Annotated in this window: 12 protein-coding genes and 1 pseudogene; 7 read left to right on the forward strand and 6 right to left on the reverse strand. The window is 35.4% G+C overall.

The genetic code is table 11. From position 1 onward, the window contains the following. Positions 1-2 precede the first annotated feature (2 nt). Together plsX and NBW37_RS05565 are read left to right on the forward strand one after the other, a co-directional pair. Entirely contained in the window at positions 3-1040 is a 1038-nt protein-coding gene (gene plsX, locus NBW37_RS05560; RefSeq protein ID WP_250297006.1) for a phosphate acyltransferase PlsX, read from the forward strand. Beyond that, entirely contained in the window at positions 1033-1989 is a 957-nt protein-coding gene (locus NBW37_RS05565) for a beta-ketoacyl-ACP synthase III (RefSeq protein ID WP_250296073.1), read from the forward strand. Before plsX ends, NBW37_RS05565 begins: the two co-directional genes overlap by 8 nt. Before the next feature lie 227 nt (positions 1990-2216). Here NBW37_RS05565 and NBW37_RS05570 read toward each other — a convergent pair whose 3' ends face one another. Together NBW37_RS05570 and NBW37_RS05575 are read right to left on the reverse strand one after the other, a co-directional pair. Next, on the reverse strand, positions 2217-3089 hold the full coding sequence (locus tag NBW37_RS05570; protein WP_250295817.1) for an IS982 family transposase: 873 nt from the start codon (positions 3087-3089) through the stop codon (positions 2217-2219). A gap of 165 nt (positions 3090-3254) precedes the next feature. Continuing rightward, positions 3255-3458: a hypothetical protein gene (locus NBW37_RS05575; RefSeq protein WP_250296074.1), complete on the reverse strand. Its 204-nt coding sequence runs from the start codon at positions 3456-3458 to the stop codon at positions 3255-3257. A gap of 4 nt (positions 3459-3462) precedes the next feature. Here NBW37_RS05575 and NBW37_RS05580 point away from each other — a divergent pair, with 4 nt between their 5' ends. From NBW37_RS05580 to NBW37_RS05590, 3 genes are all read left to right on the forward strand, one after another. Then, positions 3463-4674 carry a hypothetical protein gene (locus tag NBW37_RS05580; protein WP_250296075.1) on the forward strand — a complete coding sequence of 404 codons (1212 nt, stop codon included), beginning with the start codon at positions 3463-3465 and terminating at the stop codon, positions 4672-4674. Between the two features lie 443 nt (positions 4675-5117). Then, the gene (locus NBW37_RS05585; protein WP_250296076.1) at positions 5118-6281 is read left to right on the forward strand and encodes an aspartate kinase; all 1164 of its coding nucleotides are present in this window, start codon (positions 5118-5120) and stop codon (positions 6279-6281) included. A gap of 161 nt (positions 6282-6442) precedes the next feature. Next, positions 6443-7309, forward strand: coding sequence for an ankyrin repeat domain-containing protein (locus NBW37_RS05590; protein WP_250296077.1), 867 nt, complete (start codon positions 6443-6445; stop codon positions 7307-7309). 103 nt (positions 7310-7412) lie between these two features. Here the strand turns inward: NBW37_RS05590 and NBW37_RS05595 are convergent. From NBW37_RS05595 to serS, 3 genes and pseudogenes are all read right to left on the reverse strand, one after another. Further along, positions 7413-7603, reverse strand: a pseudogene (locus NBW37_RS05595) (IS481 family transposase); the annotation flags it as partial. A gap of 93 nt (positions 7604-7696) precedes the next feature. Continuing rightward, positions 7697-8968, reverse strand: coding sequence for a phosphoribosylamine--glycine ligase (purD, locus tag NBW37_RS05600; RefSeq protein WP_250296078.1), 1272 nt, complete (start codon positions 8966-8968; stop codon positions 7697-7699). A gap of 33 nt (positions 8969-9001) precedes the next feature. Beyond that, a complete protein-coding gene (gene serS / locus NBW37_RS05605) occupies positions 9002-10282 on the reverse strand; it encodes a serine--tRNA ligase (RefSeq protein WP_250297007.1) in 1281 nt (426 codons plus the stop codon). 304 nt (positions 10283-10586) lie between these two features. On the opposite strand from serS, the gene NBW37_RS05610 reads away from it, so the two are divergent. Continuing rightward, positions 10587-12362, forward strand: coding sequence for a Ulp1 family isopeptidase (locus NBW37_RS05610; RefSeq protein WP_250296079.1), 1776 nt, complete (start codon positions 10587-10589; stop codon positions 12360-12362). A 5-nt stretch (positions 12363-12367) separates the two neighbouring features. After that, entirely contained in the window at positions 12368-13342 is a 975-nt protein-coding gene (gene dusB / locus NBW37_RS05615; protein WP_250296081.1) for a tRNA dihydrouridine synthase DusB, read from the forward strand. Here dusB and NBW37_RS05620 read toward each other — a convergent pair. Further along, positions 13330-21843, reverse strand: coding sequence for a DNA-directed RNA polymerase subunit beta/beta' (locus NBW37_RS05620; RefSeq protein ID WP_250296082.1), 8514 nt, complete (start codon positions 21841-21843; stop codon positions 13330-13332). The two genes, dusB and NBW37_RS05620, sit on opposite strands and share 13 nt — an antisense overlap. Positions 21844-21872 lie beyond the last annotated feature (29 nt).

Consider the following 21872-nt stretch of genomic DNA (forward strand, 5'->3'; position numbering starts at 1 on the left):
GTATGTTATCTACGGTCAATAATAATATAGTTATTGCACTTGACGCTATGGGGGGCGATTTTGCGCCTCTTTCCGTAATTCAGGGTGCTGGTTTTTTTTTGGATAATCTTGTTGACCCAGGCATTAAAGTTTTTTTTCATATTTATGGAGATAAGGAAGAAGTATCTCCTTTGCTTTCAAAATACAAAAAAGTAAGTAACAATTCTGAGTTTACTCATTGTTCTGACAATGTCCTTGCAAATGATAAGCCATCTTTTGCGCTGAGACATCGTAAAGACTCAAGTATGAAAGCTGCAATTGTTGCAGTAAAAGAAGGCAAAGCTTTTGGAGTGGTGTCTTCAGGCAACACCGGGGCGTTGATGGCAATTTCCAGATTTATTTTAGGAACATTACCAAACATTTATCGTCCTGCTATTGCCTCTATCTGTCCAACTAAGACAAAAAGCTTTGCTTTGCTTGACCTTGGTGCAAATGTCGATTGTAATGCCGACTCATTATTTCAATTTGCATTAATGGGAAATATATTTGCAAAAGTAGCGCTAAAAATTGACAATCCTGAAGTTGCTTTGCTCAATATCGGCACAGAAGAAGTTAAAGGTAATGACTCAGTGCGCGGCGCTTTTGAGTTGCTTAAAAACGCTCCAGACATTAATTTCAAAGGGTATATAGAGGCAAGTGAATTTTTAGAGGGCAATATAGATGTGATTGTTGCTGATGGTTTTGTTGGCAATGTAATGCTCAAAACGGCTGAGGCAACCGCTAATACTTTTATCAATCTAATAAAGCAGGAAGTACTGAGCTCATGGGCAGCAAAAATGCTTGTTGGTATGTTGTTAAAATCCAAACTAAATAAAGCTTTAATACGTTTTAATCCCAAAATTAGAAGTGGAGCTATGTTTTTAGGGCTAAATGGTATCATCATTAAAAGTCATGGAAATTCTGATGCTATTTCTTTTGCTCATGCTATAAAATTTGCAGTAAATGCAATTAGTGAAAATTTAAATCAAAAGATAATTAACGGGGTAAGTCATATTGAATAAAAGTTTCATATTAAGCACTGGATCTTACCTACCAAGAAAAACGTTGAGTAACAACGAAATTGCATCGATAGTTGAGACGAGCGATGAATGGATAAGGCAGAGAACAGGAATAGTTCAAAGGCATATAGCAGATGAAGGAGAGTTAACGTCAGATCTAGCTTTCAATGCAGCAAGAAATGCTATAGAAAAAGCTAAAATTTCAGTAGATGAAATTGACTTGATTATAGTTGCAACAACAACACCTGATAAAACTTTGCCTAGCTGTGCAACGATTGTACAAAGTAAGTTAAAATGTAAAAATGCATTTTCTTTTGATGTACAAGCAGCATGCTCTGGTTTTATATATGCAGTTACAGTTGCTGATTCGCTCATAAAATCTAACAATAGAATTAAATATGTGCTAGTTATAGGTGCTGAAATAATGTCTAGGATTGTTGACTGGGAAGATAGGTCAACTTGTGTACTCTTTGGTGATGGTGCTGGTGCAGTGATAATAAAATCAGAACTGGGTAGAAGCGGCATCATATCAACAAACTTACACTCCGATGGCAATGTGGACATACTATGTACAAACGGAGGGATATCCTCAACTGGTGATTCTGGAAAAATATACATGAATGGAAGAGAAGTGTTTAAACATGCAGTGGATAAGTTAACAGCCTCAGTAGAGGAAACACTAAGGTGCAATAATTTGAAAATCACTGATATTGACTGGCTAATTCCCCATCAAGCAAATATTCGTATTATTGAAGCAGTAGTAAAGAAATTAGATTTTCCTATAGAGAAAGTGATTAATACCGTTGATAAGCATGCAAACACCTCAGCAGCGTCAATTCCACTGGCTTTAGACTATGCAATACAAAAATCAAAAATAAAATTAGGAAACCTGGCACTGCTGATTGCAATAGGTGCAGGCCTAACCTGGGGTTCCGTGTTGCTGCGTTATTAGACTTCCTGCATTACCTCCTGTTACCCAACTCGTAGAACATCACACTCTGGGACCATACAGCTAATTGGAAGCATAAAAATTCCAGAGCCAATTTGGCTACTAATCACTAAGGCAAAAATAGCCCAACAACCTATTTTGTTTGACACAATAACTTTTATCTGAATAGATTAACAATATAACCTAAGCTTAGAAATTTCAATCGATCTTTATAAAACCCCAGTTGCGGATTAATCAATATAGTAAAATCTAGAAATACAGGGCTTTTTAGGCTTCATGGAATATGAAACTAATGTGGAAAAGACGTGCACCAAGAAATTTATTGGAGACCTGTGCCTTGAATGCTCAAGCTCAAGTCTGTCTTTTAGGTAGCCAAAAACTGTTTCAATAATCGACCTTTTTCTTAAAAAAATCTTTTCTTCAAGTAGCATTAATGTGTTTTTCATACCTTTTTTTACTTTGGTAACGAGTTTTAGTCCTCTATCGAAGAGTTTTGCAAAGAGCTCTTTCTTTATATAGCCCTTATCACCAAACAAAAGACCAGTCAGTTTTTCAGTTAATTTTGGTACTGGTTTTCTGTCGTCAACGTTACCTTTAGTAAGTGTAACTCCTTGAATTTCACCTTTTTCATTAATTACCATATGCAATTTAAAACCAAAAAACCAGCCATATGTAGTCTTTCCAAGCTTTGCCAATCCTTTGAAAACTTTGTTTCTTGAGATTCTTTTTGGATGGCAAACAGCGATAGATGTTGCATCTATGTACGAAATCCCTGTCATTTTCGACTGCTCACATAGCCATTGCAAAAGTAATGCTAAATACCATAAAACCCTCGGTTTTAGCCTAATAAATCTACTATATGTTGGCAAATTTTGAAACTCAGATCCATATAGTGCTTTCAAATAATATGTATAGAAAGATTTAAAGTCCTCACATCTAGATTGTTGATAAAGTAAAATTATAGTAAGAATTTCAGAATGCGTAATCTCTGGCGTTCTGGTAGGTTTTTTACTGTTTGGCAGGAGTTTTTCTGCGAAATTTTTGTTTATAGCCTTGCAAAAATCGTCTACAAAGCAAAATAATTCTGTTACATTTTTATTCATGGGTAACCTCTCTACTTTTTGATAATATGTTTCCGGAGTTTACCCTATTTCCCTATCTTTTTCACTGACTTCTAATCCGCAACTGGGGTTTATAAAAACTTGCATTTTTTTCAATTTATTCCTAAAATAGACTATATTAATAGATCATTATAAGAGGCTTATGAATCAGAGATTAAAAAAGTTTCTAGTTATTTGTGGACATATTTTATTATTTGCTGCTTGTATTGCAGCATGGTTTTTATTGGCATATTTAATTCTTGTGGTTAATTCATCCCTTTTTGGTGGAGCTCTTACCTCATTAGATCCACAGGTTGCAGAGCTGGTCTTTAATATATTAGGCGTAGTTTTGCTTGTTGTCTTCTCTGGCATATATATGCTCTGTTCCATCTTTACGGAAAAGATTATAAGCAGCTACCGATCTTTCAAGGATGAAAACGGTGGTGATGATATTTTTTCTGAAGTATATAACGACCCAACAATAGGGGTAAAAGATAAGATTCTATTTCTCTCTATATATTTAATATATTGCATTCAATTACCATTTTTGTATTGTACTTCGAAGATATCTACCATTAATAAGTTACTGCAAGGATCATATGAAAGACTTTCACTTCCTCTTCAAGGGTGTTTAATACTTATAAACGCTGTATTATTAATCCCAGTAGCACTTCTCGAGTTAATAAAATATCCATTAGTAAAGCTCTTCTCGCCTTTAGGTTTGAAAGATTCAAATGTAAAACAATTAAGCTTTTTATTCAACGTGAGTGATGTGGGCACTAGTAGTCAGAGTGTTCACACGAGTAGTTTTGAACATAGTATTCTCCAATGCGCTCAAGAGTTAAAACAGAAATTTGGAGCTCAACCAAATGTACTCAATAAAGAGTTTGAAGACTACATAAATAATTCAGATCAGCTTACAACTGAGCAAAAAGAGCAATTAAAACTTTATCTTAACTTTAATGGTTCCAATGGAGCAGCTTATAGAGAATCAAAAACTAGCCTTACTCTCACGCAAGCTGCAAATTTAGTTTTGACTGCAGCTAAGGATCAAAAGTTAGATACAGATTTTCTAAAATGCATGTTACTGATGCGTTTAAAAGAAGGAAATGGTGCATGTCATCTTGGAATGTTTAATCGTATTATTTATTCACTCAGTTGTCTTGAAGCTAAAAATAACTTTACAGTTGAGGTAAACGCTCAAGTGTATGAGAGAATGCCAAGCATTACAGAAAAATTCCTGAGAAGCTGTAACAATAAAAAAATTACAGTTTTAAAGGACAATTTTGATAATTTTTATTCTGATGGTGATATGGATCCTCAAATAAAAAGCAACATCAGTAAACTGATAGAAGAAGCAAAACAATCTGTCTTTAATGAATTATATGTGGATTATTACAATAGGTATGGGCAAGATGTTGGAAGAGGCCCTATAAAGCATAAATTAAAAGAGTTAATTACAAGCGATGATGTAAAAGAAGCAATAAGCGCTGTTATAGATGGTATAGAAATTCCTCCAGTGCCACCTACTTATCTTGAAAGAGTAAAAACATTTTTTGGAGGTCATGCAAGGTCTTCTGCTGCTTAGTGGTGCTATAGCAGAAAACTTTTTTATTTTAACTAAAAAAATTACTTCCGCATACTTGAAACCTAATTATAATGACAGTAGAGATATTTAGAGAGCTCGAAATCTATCTTCGTCTGCAGACTTTTCTATTAAATTCAGAAAAAACGTTTCTTAGGTATGCCTAATTTACGCTGTATTTTTTCTGAATCTTCTTCGCACAGGAGGTTCTATGCCTAAAGCTAAGTAGCTTCTGTGTAGCCTATTGCCTGCGTGACCTCGCCAAAGTACTTGGGTTTACCGGCAATGTTATACTGCCGTGCCGCGGCGGTATAACGTAGGGCTGTATAAAAACCATCTGGCGCCTATGGTTTTTTATCGTTTTGTCTTCCCTTTTCTGAATGGTTTGCAAGCTGCTATCTCTACAAAAACTATATTTTTCTTCAGAAGAGAGTTATATTGTAACTATGGACAAAATAATCATAAAAAAATTTGGTGGGACTTCGCTAACTGATTTAAACCGAGTTGCAAATTTGATAAAAAACGATATTGAGAAAGGTTGTAATGTAATCGTTGTTGTATCTGCTGTTGCAGGATTTACTGACCAAATGGCTTTTCAGGCTAGGCAAATCTCAAATTTAAGTTGCAGACAAGAGTTATCAGAGTATGACGTTATGCTTTCAGCAGGAGAACAAATCTCTTGCGGTCTATTAGCTATCACTCTCCAATCGATCGGAGTTAATGCTAAATCGTGGCTTGCCTGGCAGTTACCAATTGTAACTGATGATTTTTATTCTGAGTCTAAAATAAAAACAATAAAGATTGACCGTGTGAAAAGATCTTTTGCTGAGGGTTATACTGCTGCGATCATCGCTGGTTTTCAGGGTATAAATAATGATAGAATCACTACTTTTGGAAGAGGAGGCTCTGATATATCAGCAGTTGCCTTTGCGGTAGCCTTTGGTGTTAGAACTTGCGAAATTTTTACTGATATTGATGGAATATATACAGCAGACCCAAGAATTGTTCCAAAGGCATGCAAGCTCAAATTTATCTCTTACGATGAAATGTTGGAAATGTCGTCATCTGGTGCTAAAATACTGCATAATCGTTCAGTACAACTTGCAATGAAGCATAACATTAAAGTGCAAGTGCTATCCACTTTTAAGGAAGTAGAAGGCACCACAGTGCTACACAAAAGGGAGGTACTAGAGAGATACTTAATTACTGGAATAACTTATAGCACTAATGAAGCTCTTGTAACTTTCACTAACCTTGCAAATAACTTGCGTACTTTAAGAGATATAGCAGGAGCAAACGTTAAAATTGATATGATACATGGGTCAAGTTTTGTTATCTCCAAATTTGATATTGATTTAATGGAAAAGTTACTGAATAAGAATGAAAATTATGCTATAAACAATAATGTAGCTAAAATTTCAATAATTGGTATTGGTGTTATGTCTAACGCTGAAGTGATGCACCGCACACTCAAGGTTTTAAGCGAAAAAAAGGTAGAAATACTTGCTATCACAACATCTGAAATCAAAATCAGTATAATTGTTCAAAAAGAATACGTTGTAGCTTTAGTCAAAGATTTACATACTGAGTTGATATGCAGTACTAAATAGGCTTAACGTCTATAACTGTACGAGCAACGCTAGAATGGCAACCTCTTAGGCTCATTTCGAATATAAATATTTTTGTTTAATTAAAATCTCAATCATTATTAACATAATATTAATAAAAATTTAATAATGATTCTTAATAATATATAAATTAGTAATTCTCTATGATAGAGGAAACAAAAGATGGATATGCTTCCTTATATGTTGCAATTCAGGAAGGTAATATTGAAGCTGCAGAACTACTAATAAAGTATGGCGTAAATGTCAATGATAACGATGAGCGCAATCGTACGCCACTGCATATTGCCATTGGACGTAAACAATTAGAAATAGCGAAACTGCTAATAAAAAATGGAGCAAATGTTAATGCAAAAACAAAAATCAATGATAAAGATGGTTTAACACCAACGCATTTTGCAGTGTTTGCAGATACGCCAGAATTTATAGAATTACTAGCTAGCCATGGTGCATTGATTAATGAAAGAGAAAGCACCGAAGGACGCACTCCTCTTCACTTTGCTGCTTTATATGGAAATAAAAGTGTAATACAAGCCTTAATTGATAAGGGGCAAGATATTGAAGATGTAGATAACAATGGGCGAACAGCTTTATTTTTAGCTACCAGGCAATGCACTGAAGCAGGGAATGATAGCAGAGTAGAAGTTATCAAATATTTAATAAACGAGCTTAAAGCAGACATAACAAAAAAAGACAATAATAACAATACAGTACTTTTTCCTGCTGCCAATAATTGCTCTGGAGAAGTAGTGAAACTCGTTATTGAACAGTATATAAAAAGCTTTGAGCTAGAAAATTTTATCAACCACAAAAATAATGATGGAATGGATGCTTTAGATATTGCGCTGAATAGTGAAAACAAAAAAGCTATTGAAGTATTAAGATCATATGGAGCAGATATCAAGAATAAGGTAGATGGTAGTACTCAAAAAATTACTACAGAAAAACCAAGTAGTACCCTAGATGGAGCAGAAAGTGCAGAGGTGACACCTCCGATCAAGCAAAAAGCATAAGGTTTTTTATCAATAGCCGGCTTAATGATTTTAACTTGATTTGCTTAGTCATTAAAAGCCGGGAGTGTTTGTAAAAGACAAGATTTGATCTGACAGACAAGAATTAACTGACAGAAGAATTAAAACTAATATCAGGCTGTTGTTTAATGCTACTAATATTCTTCTGAAAAGCAATATGTTTACTATCCAAAAAATTTGCATAGGATAGCAGTATTTGCCTCATTGTAAGAACGCAACCAATGATCAACATCGATCTGTCAAAGAATAGTAGATTTTCTTTCTAAAGATAATATTGATCTCCTTTCTTTTATTATTTTATAACTTACTTATTTTAAGTGTCAGATCAAGTCCTATTTAATACACTTTCTGGCACATCTGTAGTTAATATTAACTACCAATATCGTATCTGAAGAACCCCCCTGGCCATTCTAAAAAATTTAATGCTGAGTACACTTTACTTTTGGCTTCCTCTATAGTGCTCCCTTCTGCTACTATATTTAGCACTCTTCCGCCATCTGAAACTAAGTTACCACTTTCATCCAATTTAGTACCAGCATGAAATACCAATATACCAGGAATGCTTTCAATTTTATCCAATCCCTTAATTACTTCTCCCTTTTGATAATCACCAGGATAGCCTTTACTTGCAACAACCACACAAATTGTAGATTTGTTATTAAGCTCCACCACTTTGGCACTTAATTTTCCTTCCGCAACTGACAACATCAATTTTAACAAATCGCAATTTGAATCAAATCTAGGTAATATAGATTGCGTTTCTGGATCACCGAATCTAACGTTATACTCGAGAAGTTTTGGGCCATCTCTGCAAATCATTAAACCAGCAAAGAGTACTCCCTTATAAGGCGTACCCATGTTAACCAATGCTTGAGCTGTAGGGTATATCATTTTTTGGATGATTTTTTGCTCCATGTCCTTACTTATAATTGAAGGTGATGAGTACGATCCCATACCCCCAGTATTTTGGCCTTCATCATTTTCATTCACTCTCTTATAATCTTTTGCGCACCCAAGAGTTACTACTTTCAACCCATCAACAAGAGCAAAAAAGCTTACTTCTTCTCCAATTAAAAATTCTTCTATGATTATTTCTTCACCTGATTCACCAAATTCTTTCTCCACTAGCATTGAATCTATTGCTGAAAAAGCTTCGTTTTCTGTATTACATATAACCACCCCTTTTCCTGCTGCAATTCCATTTGCTTTCACTACAAGTGGAAACTTTATTTTATTGCTACATACAAAATCTTTAGCTAATCCTTCATCAACAAAACACTCGTACTTGGCAGTTGGTATGCCATATCGCTTGCATAGTCCTTTGGTGAAAGACTTTGATCCCTCAAGTTTTGCAGCTGCTTGACTCGGAGCAAAAACATTTATTCCCTCTGCAACTAAATCATCAGCAAGCCCATCAATGATTGGTTGTTCTGGACCAATAACAACCAACTCTATATTTTCTCTCTTGCAAAATTGTGTAACATCCACTGAATTTTGAATATTTACATCCACAAGAATTCCTAAATTTTCCATGGCCGGGCGACCAGGAGTGACATATAACTCAGTCAAGATAGGAGATTTTTTTAGAGCCCAAAGTAGAGCGTGCTCACGCCCACCAGAACCTATAACAAGAACCTTCATCTTTGTTTCCTCGCTTTTCTATATATGTCAAAATTATTGTTTGCTTATAACAGTATCATTACTCATATATTTTTGCAACACGTTTGGTATTGTAACTGATCCATCAGAATTTTGATAATTCTCCATTACGGCAATAATCGTCCTTCCTATAGCTAAAGCTGTGCCGTTTAAAGTGTGAACGTATTTTTTTATCTTTTTATCAGTTTCTGAAGAATATTTAGTGTTCATTCTTCTTGCCTGAAATGTACCACAATTCGAGCAGCTTGATATTTCTCTATATTTATTTTGCTCAGGTAACCATACCTCTATGTCATAAGTCCTTTGTGCAGCAAAACCCATATCGCCACTGCAAAGCAGCATTACTCTGTATGGCAATTCTAATTTTTTTAATATCTCTTCAGCAACACTCGTCATACGCTCAAGCTCATCATTTGATTGGTCTTCAGTTGTAATACTCACCAATTCCACTTTACCAAATTGGTGTTGCCTTATCATGCCCCTGGTGTCTCGTCCTGCGCTGCCTGCTTCTTTACGAAAACACTCTGAATACGCAGTAAAACGAATAGGCAGTTCTTTCTCTTCTATTATTTTGTCAGCAACCAAATTTGTTAAAAACACTTCACTTGTAGGAATCAACCTCAATTCGTCGGTAGTCAAATACGAATCATCAGAAAATTTCGGTAGCTGACCAACGTTATACATAGCTTCGTTTTTCACCAAAGCCGGGTGATACACCTCAGTATAGCCAAATTCATTAACATGCATTTCAAGCATAAAATTTATTAGCGCTCGTCCAAGCTTAGCTAACTGTCCTTTTAATATCGCAAATCTTGATCCGGAAATTTTCGCCGCTTGTTCGAAGTCCATTAAACCTAACTTTTCTCCGAGTTCATAATGAGATTTTGCTGTAAAATAAAACTGTCTTTTTTTTCCATATTTTCTCACTTCTAAATTAGAGTTCTCATCTGCACCTATTGGCACATCTTGCGCAGGAATATTCGGCAAGTTAGATAAAACATTCACTAACTTATCCTTTTCTGCTTGTTCTTTTAAGCTAATTGCCTCTATCTCATTTGTGAGGCTTTTTGACAACTCTATTTGCTCTTCACAGGGGCTCTTGCTCATTTTAAGCTTCTTTATTTCCTCTGTGATTTCATTACGCTGCCTATTCAAATCCTGCAGTTTAGTGGTTAATGATCTTTTCTCGTGATCAATTTCTAATATCTCTTCCGCAGTAAATTCTCTAATTCCCCTGCTTTTCATTGCCTTCTCAAATTCTTCAAAGTTCTTACGTATATATTCTATATCGTGCATATATTGTGCTATTACTAACATTATTACTGTACTTCAAAAGCTCTTAATATTCAATATTTTCTCATATTACTAAAACTATTATGGTTGATTTTATTGTTAGAGTTTATTAAAATTAATTAACTTAGCGTTCATAAGATATAGTATGTTGGGCATCACAGAAAAATATAATAAATTCAAAGAGAGCACTTACTTCGCTGGTGGGAAATTTGTTATCAGCGCTACTTGTATACTCCTAGTAGCCACACTCGCTGCTGGCTGTTTAGGGACAGTAATAGGATCTCCTCTATTGACCTTTCCACTTGCTATGCTCATCTCTAACCCCGTAGTTTGGGTTTTAATGGGAATAATTCTTACAGTAGCATACAAAATGATTGTTAAACCTTTATTTCACTTAGCGAAGAACTATATTAATGGAAAAAGAGCTTCAAAGGGGGAAAAGAGTGAAGAAAAAGATACAGAACTACAAGATTTGCAAGGCAAGACTCCAGAAAAGCAAGCAAGACCGAAAACTCCTGATAGGGATAGTGGTGTTATTACATCGGAAATAGCTATAGATAATAATTCTTTTTTACATCAAACAGAGAAAGAAAAGAATTATAATTACAAATTAACTACTACTGATATTAGAGATATTGTAAAAAGCAAATATGGGTGGATAGTACACAAAAATAAAAAAGGCTTAAAAGATACTTCTGAAGGTGTGATTTTTGCTTGTCCTGACTCTACATCATCTTTAGAGCAAGAACTAAAAGAATATAAAAATAAAGTAGAACGAGAGGGTAGTGATTTAGTGTTCACTTCAATCCTTAATTTAAATGGAAACCATTGGGTAACACTGGGTGTTTCTTACGACGAAAAGAGTGAAAAGTTTAGAGCTTGCTATTGCGATTCATTTGGTGAACCATTACCAGAAGAGGTATCAAGTGCGCTACAGAAAACTCTAGGAATAGACAATAGTAGTATTAGAAACTCAAAAGCTAAACAACAAGATGATAAGTATAATTGTGGAATATTTGCCTTAGAGAATGCTAAGAAAATTACAGATATGCTGAAAGCAGGCAAATCGTTTGATGAAATTGATGATCAGCTAAAATATGAACTTAGTTCAGAGCAATTAATAGAGAAGAGAAAAGAATTTGCAAAAGCGTTGAAAAAGGATGAACAAAGCAGGGCTGGCACGCCAAGCCCTGTATTAGGTAGTCCAGGAAATATAAGTCGTAAAGATAGCGGAGTAAGTTTAGATTCAGTAGAAAGTAAGCAAACAAAAATTGTTCAATATAATACTACAGGTGATGGCAACTGCTTTTTCCATGCGGTATTTGGTGATAATAGCTCTGGTCAATATAAAACTGAAAAAGCACAAGATATGAGAATGGAATGGCACAAATTTTTAAGTCAATTTAACTCTTTGAATGATCCAAGGATGCCTGAGTTATTGAAGGGACAGATGCAGAAAGTTTTTGGTGCATTCTTAGAAAATCCAAATCATTTGATTGGTATGTCGGACTCAATAAAAGATTTGGTTCAGCATACAAACAGACGGGTAGAGAAGATCAAAAAAAAGACTAATAAATTAATAAAAAAGTTATGTTGTCTTACAACATTAAAAGAAAATGAAGTTATAGGTGATTTAAGAAGCATTAGTGCTAGTAATCTCAATATTAGTGAAAGAAAATATGATAGAAATTATAATAGTGATACTGCAGCAAATTCTTTTCTCAATGGCAAATCCATTTATAGATCTTATCTAGAGGCAATCAGCAGCCAAAGTTACCATGTTTTCATAGAAGAAATTTCTATCTTAGCTTCGCTGGCTAATATTGAAATTGACGTCTACTATAAAAATAATGGTAATGATGTAAATACATTGTTTCTGCCAAATGCGGGAATGATAAATGAAGGTTATCAGCAGAACAACGAGCTATGGGGAAATAAAGAACAAGAAACGGTATACTTGGCACCTGGTCATTATGAGAGAGCTGAGATAGTAGAGGTAGAGCCTTCTCTTATGGAAAAAGTAAGTTCGGCTATACAAAGTGTTGTAACAGTATGTGTAAATGCGCTAGGTTTGAACACATAGAATATATGTCCCTACAAGTAGGAAATTTGACAATTGATTCTCCAGTTATTTTAGCTCCAATGTCTGGAGTGACTGATTATCCGTTTAGAAGTATTGTGAAGAAGCTTGGTGCAAGTTTGTTAGTCTCAGAAATGATTGCAAGCAGAGCTATGATTATGCAAACTCGCCAGAGTCTGCAAAAAGCAAAAGTCGATGAATTAACTGCTGTGCAGCTTGCTGGGTGTGAGCCAGATGTTATGGCGGAGGCTGCAAAATTGAATGAGGATATGGGTGCAAAAATAATAGATATAAATTTCGGTTGTCCTGTTAAAAAAGTTGTAAATGGTTATGCAGGATCAGCGCTAATGCGTGATGAGAAAAAAGCAGCTGAGATAATTGAGGCCGTGGTCAAAGCAGTGAATGTGCCAGTTACGGTGAAAATGCGCACTGGATGGAACGATGAAAATCGCAATGCCCCGAGACTTGCGAAAATTGCCGAGGATTTAGGAGCAAAAATGATTACTGTGCATGGAAGGACAAGAGCGCAGCTCTATAACGGTCAAGCAGATTGGAAATTCGTTAGAAATGTTAAAGAACAAGTGAAAATTCCAGTTATAGTAAATGGCGACATTAAAAATTTGAGCGATATTCAAAGTGCTCTTAAAGAATCCGGAGCAGATGGAGTGATGATAGGTCGTGGTGCCTACGGTAAACCTTGGCTGATTAGTCAAGCAATAAATTTTCTAAATGGAAGTAAAACTTCTGAACCGACAGCTTCAGAGAGGTTAAACATCATACTTGAGCATTATGACAGTATTCTTGAGTACTATGGAAATGACACAGGAATAAAGATGGCCCGCAAACACATAGGTTGGTACAGTAGCGGGCTTCAAAGCTCATCTGAATTTCGCATGAGAGTAAATAACATGACAGATAGCACAGAAGTGAAAGAAAATATTATTGGCTTTTTTGGTCAAACTAGCTGTACTCAATTCGACTGATCATATGCCACTACGCTCTCTTCCTCACCAGAGTGTAAATGACAATTATTATCCATAAACCATTTCTCGTCATAAGTTTCAATATCAAAATATTTTTCATATTTATCTATATTATCACAAAGTGAAAGTGCTCTGATCTTATTCATAATCAAACCTGTACCAGCAGGAATTAATCTTCCTACTATAACATTTTCTTTTAATCCACTTAAAGGATCACTCTTCCCGCAGAATGCTGCTTCTGTAAGTACTTTTGTTGTCTCTTGGAAAGAGGCAGCAGAAATAAAGGAGCTAGTTTCAAGACTTGCCCTAGTAATCCCCTGCAGAATAGGAAGATAATGAGCAGGACGTTTGCCAGAGTTACTCATAGCATCATTTTCCCTATCAACTTCCAGCTTGTCAATGCTTTCGCCAACCAAGTACATAGTATCACCAGGATCAGTAATTTCCACTTTTTGTAGCATTTGTTTTAAGATCACCTCTAAATGCTTGTTGTCTATACGAACACCCTGCAATCTATAAACTTGCTGTATTTCAGAAATCATATAGTGCGCTAAAGCTTCTAACCCAAGCACACGTAAAATATCATGGAGATCAGGGTCACCATCCATCAATAGATCACCTTTACGTACAAAATCACCTTCATTGACTATTACATGCTTACTTCTTGATACCAAATATTCAACTGGAGAAATTTGTTCATCTACAGGCTTAATTAATATACTGCGTTTTCCTCTACGGTCTTTTTCAGAAAACGCTACATAGCCATCTATCTCACTAACAATAGCATGCTCTTTAGGACGACGTGCTTCAAATAACTCTATAACCCTCGGTAAACCACCAGTAATATCACGAGTTTTAACTGACTCTCTTGGTGTTCTTGTAATAACATCACCTGCATGAACCTTCTGGCCATTTTGTACATTGAGCACTGCACCAATTGGTATAAAATAACATGCTTCAACGCCACTTGCGAGTGTCATTACTTTACCATTATCGTCAAGCAGCACAATACGAGGACGTAAATTAGCTCCACCAGAATGCAATTTCCAGTCTTTTACTACTTTGCTTGATATTCCTGTAGATTCATCCATCACTTCAGTGATCGAAATTCCATCTTTTAAGTCCTGATAAGACACTGTACCAGTCTTCTCCGTGATAATAGGCAATGTATAAGGATCCCATTCCGCAACTTTATCGCCAATTTTTACTGACCCACTCTCATCTACATAAAGTTTAGCGCCATAAGGTATACTGTGCTTCAACTTCTCACTACCAAGGCTATCAATCAACACGACTTCACAGGAACGGCTTATCACAATTTTATTTCCGTTTCTATCTATAATTATATTACTATTGTTTAACTTTATTTTAGCATTAATAGAAGCTATAATATTCGAGGATTCAACGCCTCTAGTCATTACTCCACCTATATGGAAAGTACGCATCGTTAACTGAGTACCCGGTTCTCCAACGGATTGAGCAGCTATAACACCAACTGCTTCACCTATTGAAACAATTTTACCAGTTGCAAGGTCTCTTCCATAACACAAAGAACACACACCAGGACTTATTTCACAAGTTAAAGGCGATCTAATTTTTACAGCATCAAGACCTGCAATGCTGATTTGCTTTACTTTATCCTCATCAATTAATTCCCCTGCTTTTACTAATAATTCTTTTGTCACTGGGTTATATATATCATTTGCAGCTGTTCTACCCAGCACAACACTCTCTAGAGATGCAACTATAGTACTTCCTTCAACTGTGGCTCTCACAATAAGACCATTTTTTGTTCTACAGTCATGCTTTGTAACTATGCAATTTTGAGACACATCAACTAAACGACGAGTTAAGTATCCAGAGTTTGCAGTTTTAAGTGCAGTATCAGCTAAACCTTTACGCGCACCGTGAGTAGAATTAAAGTATTCAAATACGTTCAATCCTTCACGGAAATTAGAAATTATAGGTGTTTCTATAATCTCACCAGAAGGTTTGGTCATGAGCCCTCGCATTCCTGCTAGCTGTTTCATCTGTGAAGTAGAGCCCCTTGCACCAGAGTTAACCATCATATACACTGAGTTGTACTTACTATCTTCATCATATATAGATATTGCTTTTAACATATCATTAGCTATCATATCCGTACACTTAGACCATTCATCTATAACCTTGTTATACCTCTCACTTCTAGTTATTAGCCCATCTTGATATTGCATAGAGAATTTCTTGATTTCACCCCTCGCGTGATCAACATGTGTAGCTTTAGTTTCAGGTATAACCATATCACAGCGACCAAAAGAAACACCAGAAAATGTGGCATACTCAAAGCCAAGTACCATTAATTTATCAGAAAATACCACTGTAGCACTTTGACCACAGTTACGATATACCAAATCAACTATACCAGTTATTTCCTTGACTGTTAATATCTGATTTATTAGATCGAAACTTAGATTCTCATGCTTAGGAAAAATCTGCCATAATATTAACCGTCCAGGAGTTGTACAAACAGTTTTATAGTGAATTTCACCACTACTATCAATATACTCCATCCTATACTTTATACTAGAATGAATATGTAAAGTACCATCACTCAAGGAATGCTCAACTTCACAAAAAGCACCAAAAGATGGTAAATTATCTTCCTTAGGTTCTTGTAAAGTCAGATAATATATACCAAGTACTATATCTTTACTAGGAACTATAATCGGTCTGCCATTAGAAGGACTTAAAACGTTATTAGTGGACATCATCAACACCCTAGCTTCAAGCTGAGCTTCCAATGAAATTGGCACATGCACTGCCATTTGATCACCATCAAAATCAGCATTAAACGCTGTGCAGACAAGTGGATGAAGCTGTATTGCTTTGCCTTCAATAAGGATTGGCTCAAAAGCCTGAATACCAAGTCTATGTAGCGTAGGCGCTCTATTCAACAAAACAGGATGCTCTTTTATTACATCTTCAAGCATATCCCAAACTTCTGGTTTTTCTGCTCTTATCAACTTACTAGCAAACTTAATAGTTGGAGCCATACCATACATCTTAAGCTTTGAGTAAACAAAAGGTTTGAATAGCTCAAGAGCCATTCTTTTTGGTAATCCACACTGATTTAGTTTCAAAGTTGGACCAACAACTATTACAGAACGTCCAGAGTAGTCTACCCTTTTTCCTAAGAGGTTCTGGCGAAAACGACCCTGTTTTCCTTTTAACATATCACTAATGGACTTTTTATATCCAACAGCACCAGCTTTATTTACCAGAGTATTACGACGGCTATTATCAAAAAGAGAATCAACTGCTTCTTGTAACATCCTTTTTTCATTACGAATCATAATCTCAGGAGGATTTAAGCTCAACAATTTCCTCAACCTGTTATTTCTATTAATAATAGTCCTATAATGATGATTCAGATCAGAAACTGCAGGACGACCACTTTCAAGCGATACCAAAGGACGCAAATCAGGTGGTAAAATAGGTATAGTTGTAAGTATCATCCACTCAGGTCTATTTCCAGACTTAATGAAGTTTTCAATAATACGTAATCTCTTTATAATTTTCTTTCTTCTTATCTCAGAAGCAACAGACTCTAACTCTAGTCTTAAATTCTTTCTAATTTCATGTAAATCAAGGCGCGTTAGCAACTCTCTTATAGCTTCAACACCTTGCATAGCTATAAAATTATCGATCCCATAGCTATCTTTAGCTTCATTATAAGCTTTTTCACTAATAATCTCACCTTTTTCAAAAGGCGAAACAAGAGGATCTATCACGATATAATTATCGCTATATAAAATATTCTCAATATCTCTGAGAGACATATCCAATAATGCTCCAATTCTTGAAGGAAGCGATTTCAAAAACCATATATGAGCAACAGGAGATGCAAGCTCTATATGACCCATCCTTTCTCTTCTTACTTTAGAAGATGTAACTTCTACTCCGCATTTTTCACATATGCGACCTCTGTGTCTTCTTTTTTTGTATTTTCCACATAAACATTCATCGTCATTGACAGGACCAAAAACCTTAGGGCAAAATAATCCACCTTTCTCAACTTTGAACGTACGATAATTTGCAGTTGAAACATCTTCTATCTCACCGCAAGATATACGCTTAATACTTTCAGGGCTAGCAATCGATATGCTAACCTCATTAAAAGGTTGTGCAATGTTAGTGTGAGATATATCTTCAATCACTACATCATTTTGCTTTAAATCTACATTTAAACATAAAGAACGTAGTTCTTTTATCATCACATTAAAGGATTCAGGAATTCCACATTCAAAATTACTGTCACCTTTTATTATCGATTCGTAAATCTTAACTCTACCATTAATATCATCAGACTTCACAGTTAACATTTCCTGCAAAGTATAAGCAGCACCATAGGCTTGTAATGCCCAACATTCCATTTCACCAAAACGCTGACCACCAAAATGAGATTTTCCTCCTAGAGGTTGTTGAGTAACCAAACTATAAGGCCCTACTGAACGCGCATGAATTTTACCATCAACCAAGTGGTGCAACTTAAGCATGTACATGTAACCAACTGTAACCTTGCGGTCGAATTTTTCACCAGTGCAACCGTCATACAATACAGCTTGTCCAGAGTTATCTAAACCAGCAAGTTCAAATAATTTTGCTATTTGTTCATCTTTTGGACCCTCAAATACAGGTGCAGCAACAGGAACGCCATCACGTAATTTGCATGCAAACTCAATGAGATTATTATCACTAATATTACGAATATCATTACAGATAGATACGTTACTGCCATAGCTATAAACCTCAATCAGGAAGTTACGTAAATTGCTGTATGAACTTTTACAAGAGCTCAAATAGTTCTCTACTAACGCATTCAACTCGTCATTTAGTGCATTCTTATTAGGTGTATTTAAAACAGAAGCCGTTATTTCATCATCATCAATATTTTCAATTTTTTTATTGTCAAGGTATGCTACTGCAAATTGTGTAAAATTATCATCGTTAAGGGACCTAATTTCCTTACAAAAAGCACTTTTGATTTTATTGATCTCATCGAGAAGATTACTTACCTTTTCCCCTAATTTTCTACAAGCCCAACCTACATGCGTTTCCAGTATTTGCCCTACATTCATTCGTGAAGGAACACCAAGAGGGTTAAGAATAATATCAACAGGAGTACCATCTTCCAAATAAGGCATATCTTCCACTGGCACAACTCGAGAGATCACACCTTTATTCCCATGTCTACCAGCCATTTTATCCCCTGGTTGCAGACTATGTTTCACAGCAATGAAAACTTTTACTGACATCGACACACCTTGAGGCAGGTCATAACCTTCATGTAATTTTTCTACTTTTCGCTTAAACTGTGCTATTGCATGTGATACTTTTTCATCGAAACCTTTTTTTAAGCTCTTAACTTGCTCAGAAATGGATTGGTTTTTTAACCCTATACCCCACCATTGCTCACGTTCAATAGAGTCAAATTTTTCTCGATCTTGAGAACCAGAATTAATAAGGAGTTTCTTCAGTTCATCATAGAAATATTCACTAGTAACATTGATTATATAATCTCGCTCTTCCTCAAAGTCATTTACCTCTTTTTGTTTGATAAGTAATGCCCTTTCATTTTCTTCAACCCCCCTGCGTGTAAAGACTTGTACATCAATTACTGTCCCTTCAACATCTGGAGATGTATATAAAGAGGAATCCGCACAATCGAATGACTTTTCACCAAAAATTGTCATTAATAACTTCGTTTCAGGAGGCAATGAAAGAGAAGGTTTAGGTGTAACTTTACCTACCAGAATATAGCCTGGACCAACTCTTGTACCGATTTTCACTATACCACTATCATCCAAGTGATATAGATTTTCTTCATTAACACCAGGTATAGCACGAGTTATTTTTTCTGATCCTAAAGGGGTATCATGCACAACACAGTCAAATTCTTCTATATGAATAGAAGTAAAGAGATCTTTTTTAACAACTTCACTAGAAATAATAATAGAGTCTTCAAAGTTATAACCTTGCCAAGACATAAAAGCGACTAGCAAATTTTTACCAAGTGCTAACTCACCACTGTTAATTGCAGGACCATCAGCTATTACATCACCCTTCTTAACATAATCACCTACGCACACTAGCGGCCTTTGATTAATACAAGTATTATGATTAGAACGCTGAAATTTCCTTAGATGATAAATATCTACGTCCAAGTAATTAACTCTTTCTTTATCAAAAGCACGTATAACTATAGAGTTACTATCAGAACTATCAACTATGCCATCGCGTTTTGCTAAAACTACAGCACCGGAGCCAGAAGCTACAAAAGACTCCATACCAGTAGCAACCAGGGGAGCGGTAGGCTTCAATAAAGGTACGGCCTGACGTTGCATATTTGAGCCCATTAATGCTCTATTAGCATCATCATTTTCTAAAAATGGAATCAAGGAAGCTGCAACTGATATTACCTGCTTAGGAGATACGTCAATGTAACTTACCTGATCACTACTTACCATAACGAAACTACCAGCATACCTACAGTATAGCATGTCATCAACAAAGCAATTATTTTCATCGAGCTTTACGCTAGTATCAGCTATGTAATATAAACCTTCATCTATGGCAGACAGGTACTCAATTTGATCAGTAACAACCCTATTAACTACTTTTCTATAAGGACTTTCAATAAAACCATATTTACTAATACGCGCGTATATAGCTAAGCTGTTGATTAACCCTATATTTTGCCCTTCAGGAGTCTCAATAGGACAAATCCTTCCATAATGAGTTGGATGAACATCACGCACTTCAAATCCTGCCCGTTCTCTTGTTAAACCGCCAGGACCTAACGCGGACAACCTTCTTTTATGTGTTATTTCAGATAACGGATTAGTCTGATCCATAAATTGAGATAATTGAGAAGAATTGAAGAAATCCCTTAAGACATTAGTTAACACTTTTGGATTAATAAAATCAGATGGAGAAACTTTATCTAAACTAGAAGTGGACATAGAATCAACTATTGCACGTTCCAATTTCAACAATCCAGTTCTAAATTGATTTTCTATAAACTCTCCAACTGATCTCACTCTTCTATTTCCTAAATGATCAATATCATCTACAGATCCTTGACCGTCACGTAACAATACTATTTTTCTCACAATTTCAATAATATCTTCATATGTTAAAACAGTTAAATCCTCATCATAATTTAATCCAAGGTAAGAGTTAAGTTTTAACCTACCAATGTTAGACAAATCATAATATTCCGGACTGAAGAAAAGATTACGGAAAAACTCCTCTACTATCTCTAAAACAGGAACTTCACCAGGACGCAAAACTCTATATATTTCATATAGCGCATCCTGATAAGACATGTTTTCGTCTAAGAAAAGCGTATTTAATATATAAGGTCCAACAAACAAATTATCTATATTCAACACTGATATTTCATCTATAGATAATAACTCAAGCTTCTTTACATCTTCCAGCTTTATAGATTCACCAGCAGATAAAATTTTCGTAGAGCTAGCACTATCCATTAAATCTTCTGCGAGGAATAAACCACATATGGAATTAAAAGGAACCAGATACTCTTTTAACTCATTATCATATAGGTTTTTAGCTAGCCTTGAGGTAATACGAACATTAGCTTTAAGCAGCACATTACCTTCAATATCCATTAAGTCGAAAGGCAGCCTCACTCCTTTAAATTTATCAGGAACAAAAGGCACTTTCCAACCATCTTTATGTTTTACATACTTTATTTTCTCATAAAATCTATCGAGTATATCATTATTTGATAGACCCAACGCCTTTAATAAAACTGAGATTGGCAATTTTCTTTTTCTATCAACACGAAAATACAAATGGTCTTTAACATCAAATTCAATATCAAGCCAAGAACCCCTATAAGGAATAATTCTAGCAGAATAGATCAATTTACCAGAATTGTAAGTTTTTCCCTTATCGCTATCAAAAAATACACCAGGAGACCTATGCATTTGCGAGACGATAACTTTTTCCACACCATTAATGATGAAAGTGCCCTTATCAGTCATCATAGGCAGCCCACAAAAGTGGACTTTCTGCTCTTCTATAGATTTTACAACGGTTGCAAGTTTAGAATGATCTCCACTCTCTTTAATCGATTTATATTCATCAAGAGAAATACCATCCTGCATAACAACAAGACGTACAGAAGCAATAACCTGAGCAGAAAAAGTTACACCACGCTTTATACACTCAGATTCATCATACTTAGGATCATCTACCCTACAACTTATAAACTCAATAGTAGCCCTACGCAAAGGATCATTTATTGGAAAGATTGTATGAAAGATAACTTCAAGTCTTTCATTACCCTTATTCTGAGGAGTAAATGAATCATACGATTCTTTTTGAACCTTAACTAAATCCAATAAAGAATCTTTTAAATCAATCGACCTAGAATAAGAAACTCTAGGAATAAAAGCACCAGAAGCGTACATATAAGAAGAATCAACCATTAAAATACCCCAAACTAATTAAAAGAGCT

This window comes from Wolbachia endosymbiont of Oedothorax gibbosus (genome assembly GCF_936270145.1).
Classification (GTDB): Bacteria; Pseudomonadota; Alphaproteobacteria; order Rickettsiales; family Anaplasmataceae; genus Wolbachia.

Coding starts and splice junctions, on each gene's coding strand:
- plsX (WP_250297006.1), top strand. CDS start 3: ATGTTATCTACGGTCAATAATAATATAGTTATTGCACTTGACGCTATG.
- NBW37_RS05570 (WP_250295817.1), bottom strand. CDS start 3,089: ATGAATAAAAATGTAACAGAATTATTTTGCTTTGTAGACGATTTTTGC.
- NBW37_RS05575 (WP_250296074.1), bottom strand. CDS start 3,458: ATGCCAGAGAAGACAACAAGCAAAACTACGCCTAATATATTAAAGACC.
- NBW37_RS05580 (WP_250296075.1), top strand. CDS start 3,463: ATGCTCTGTTCCATCTTTACGGAAAAGATTATAAGCAGCTACCGATCT.
- NBW37_RS05585 (WP_250296076.1), top strand. CDS start 5,118: ATGGACAAAATAATCATAAAAAAATTTGGTGGGACTTCGCTAACTGAT.
- NBW37_RS05590 (WP_250296077.1), top strand. CDS start 6,443: ATGATAGAGGAAACAAAAGATGGATATGCTTCCTTATATGTTGCAATT.
- purD (WP_250296078.1), bottom strand. CDS start 8,968: ATGAAGGTTCTTGTTATAGGTTCTGGTGGGCGTGAGCACGCTCTACTT.
- serS (WP_250297007.1), bottom strand. CDS start 10,282: ATGCACGATATAGAATATATACGTAAGAACTTTGAAGAATTTGAGAAG.
- NBW37_RS05610 (WP_250296079.1), top strand. CDS start 10,587: ATGCTCATCTCTAACCCCGTAGTTTGGGTTTTAATGGGAATAATTCTT.
- dusB (WP_250296081.1), top strand. CDS start 12,368: ATGTCCCTACAAGTAGGAAATTTGACAATTGATTCTCCAGTTATTTTA.
- NBW37_RS05620 (WP_250296082.1), bottom strand. CDS start 21,843: ATGGTTGATTCTTCTTATATGTACGCTTCTGGTGCTTTTATTCCTAGA.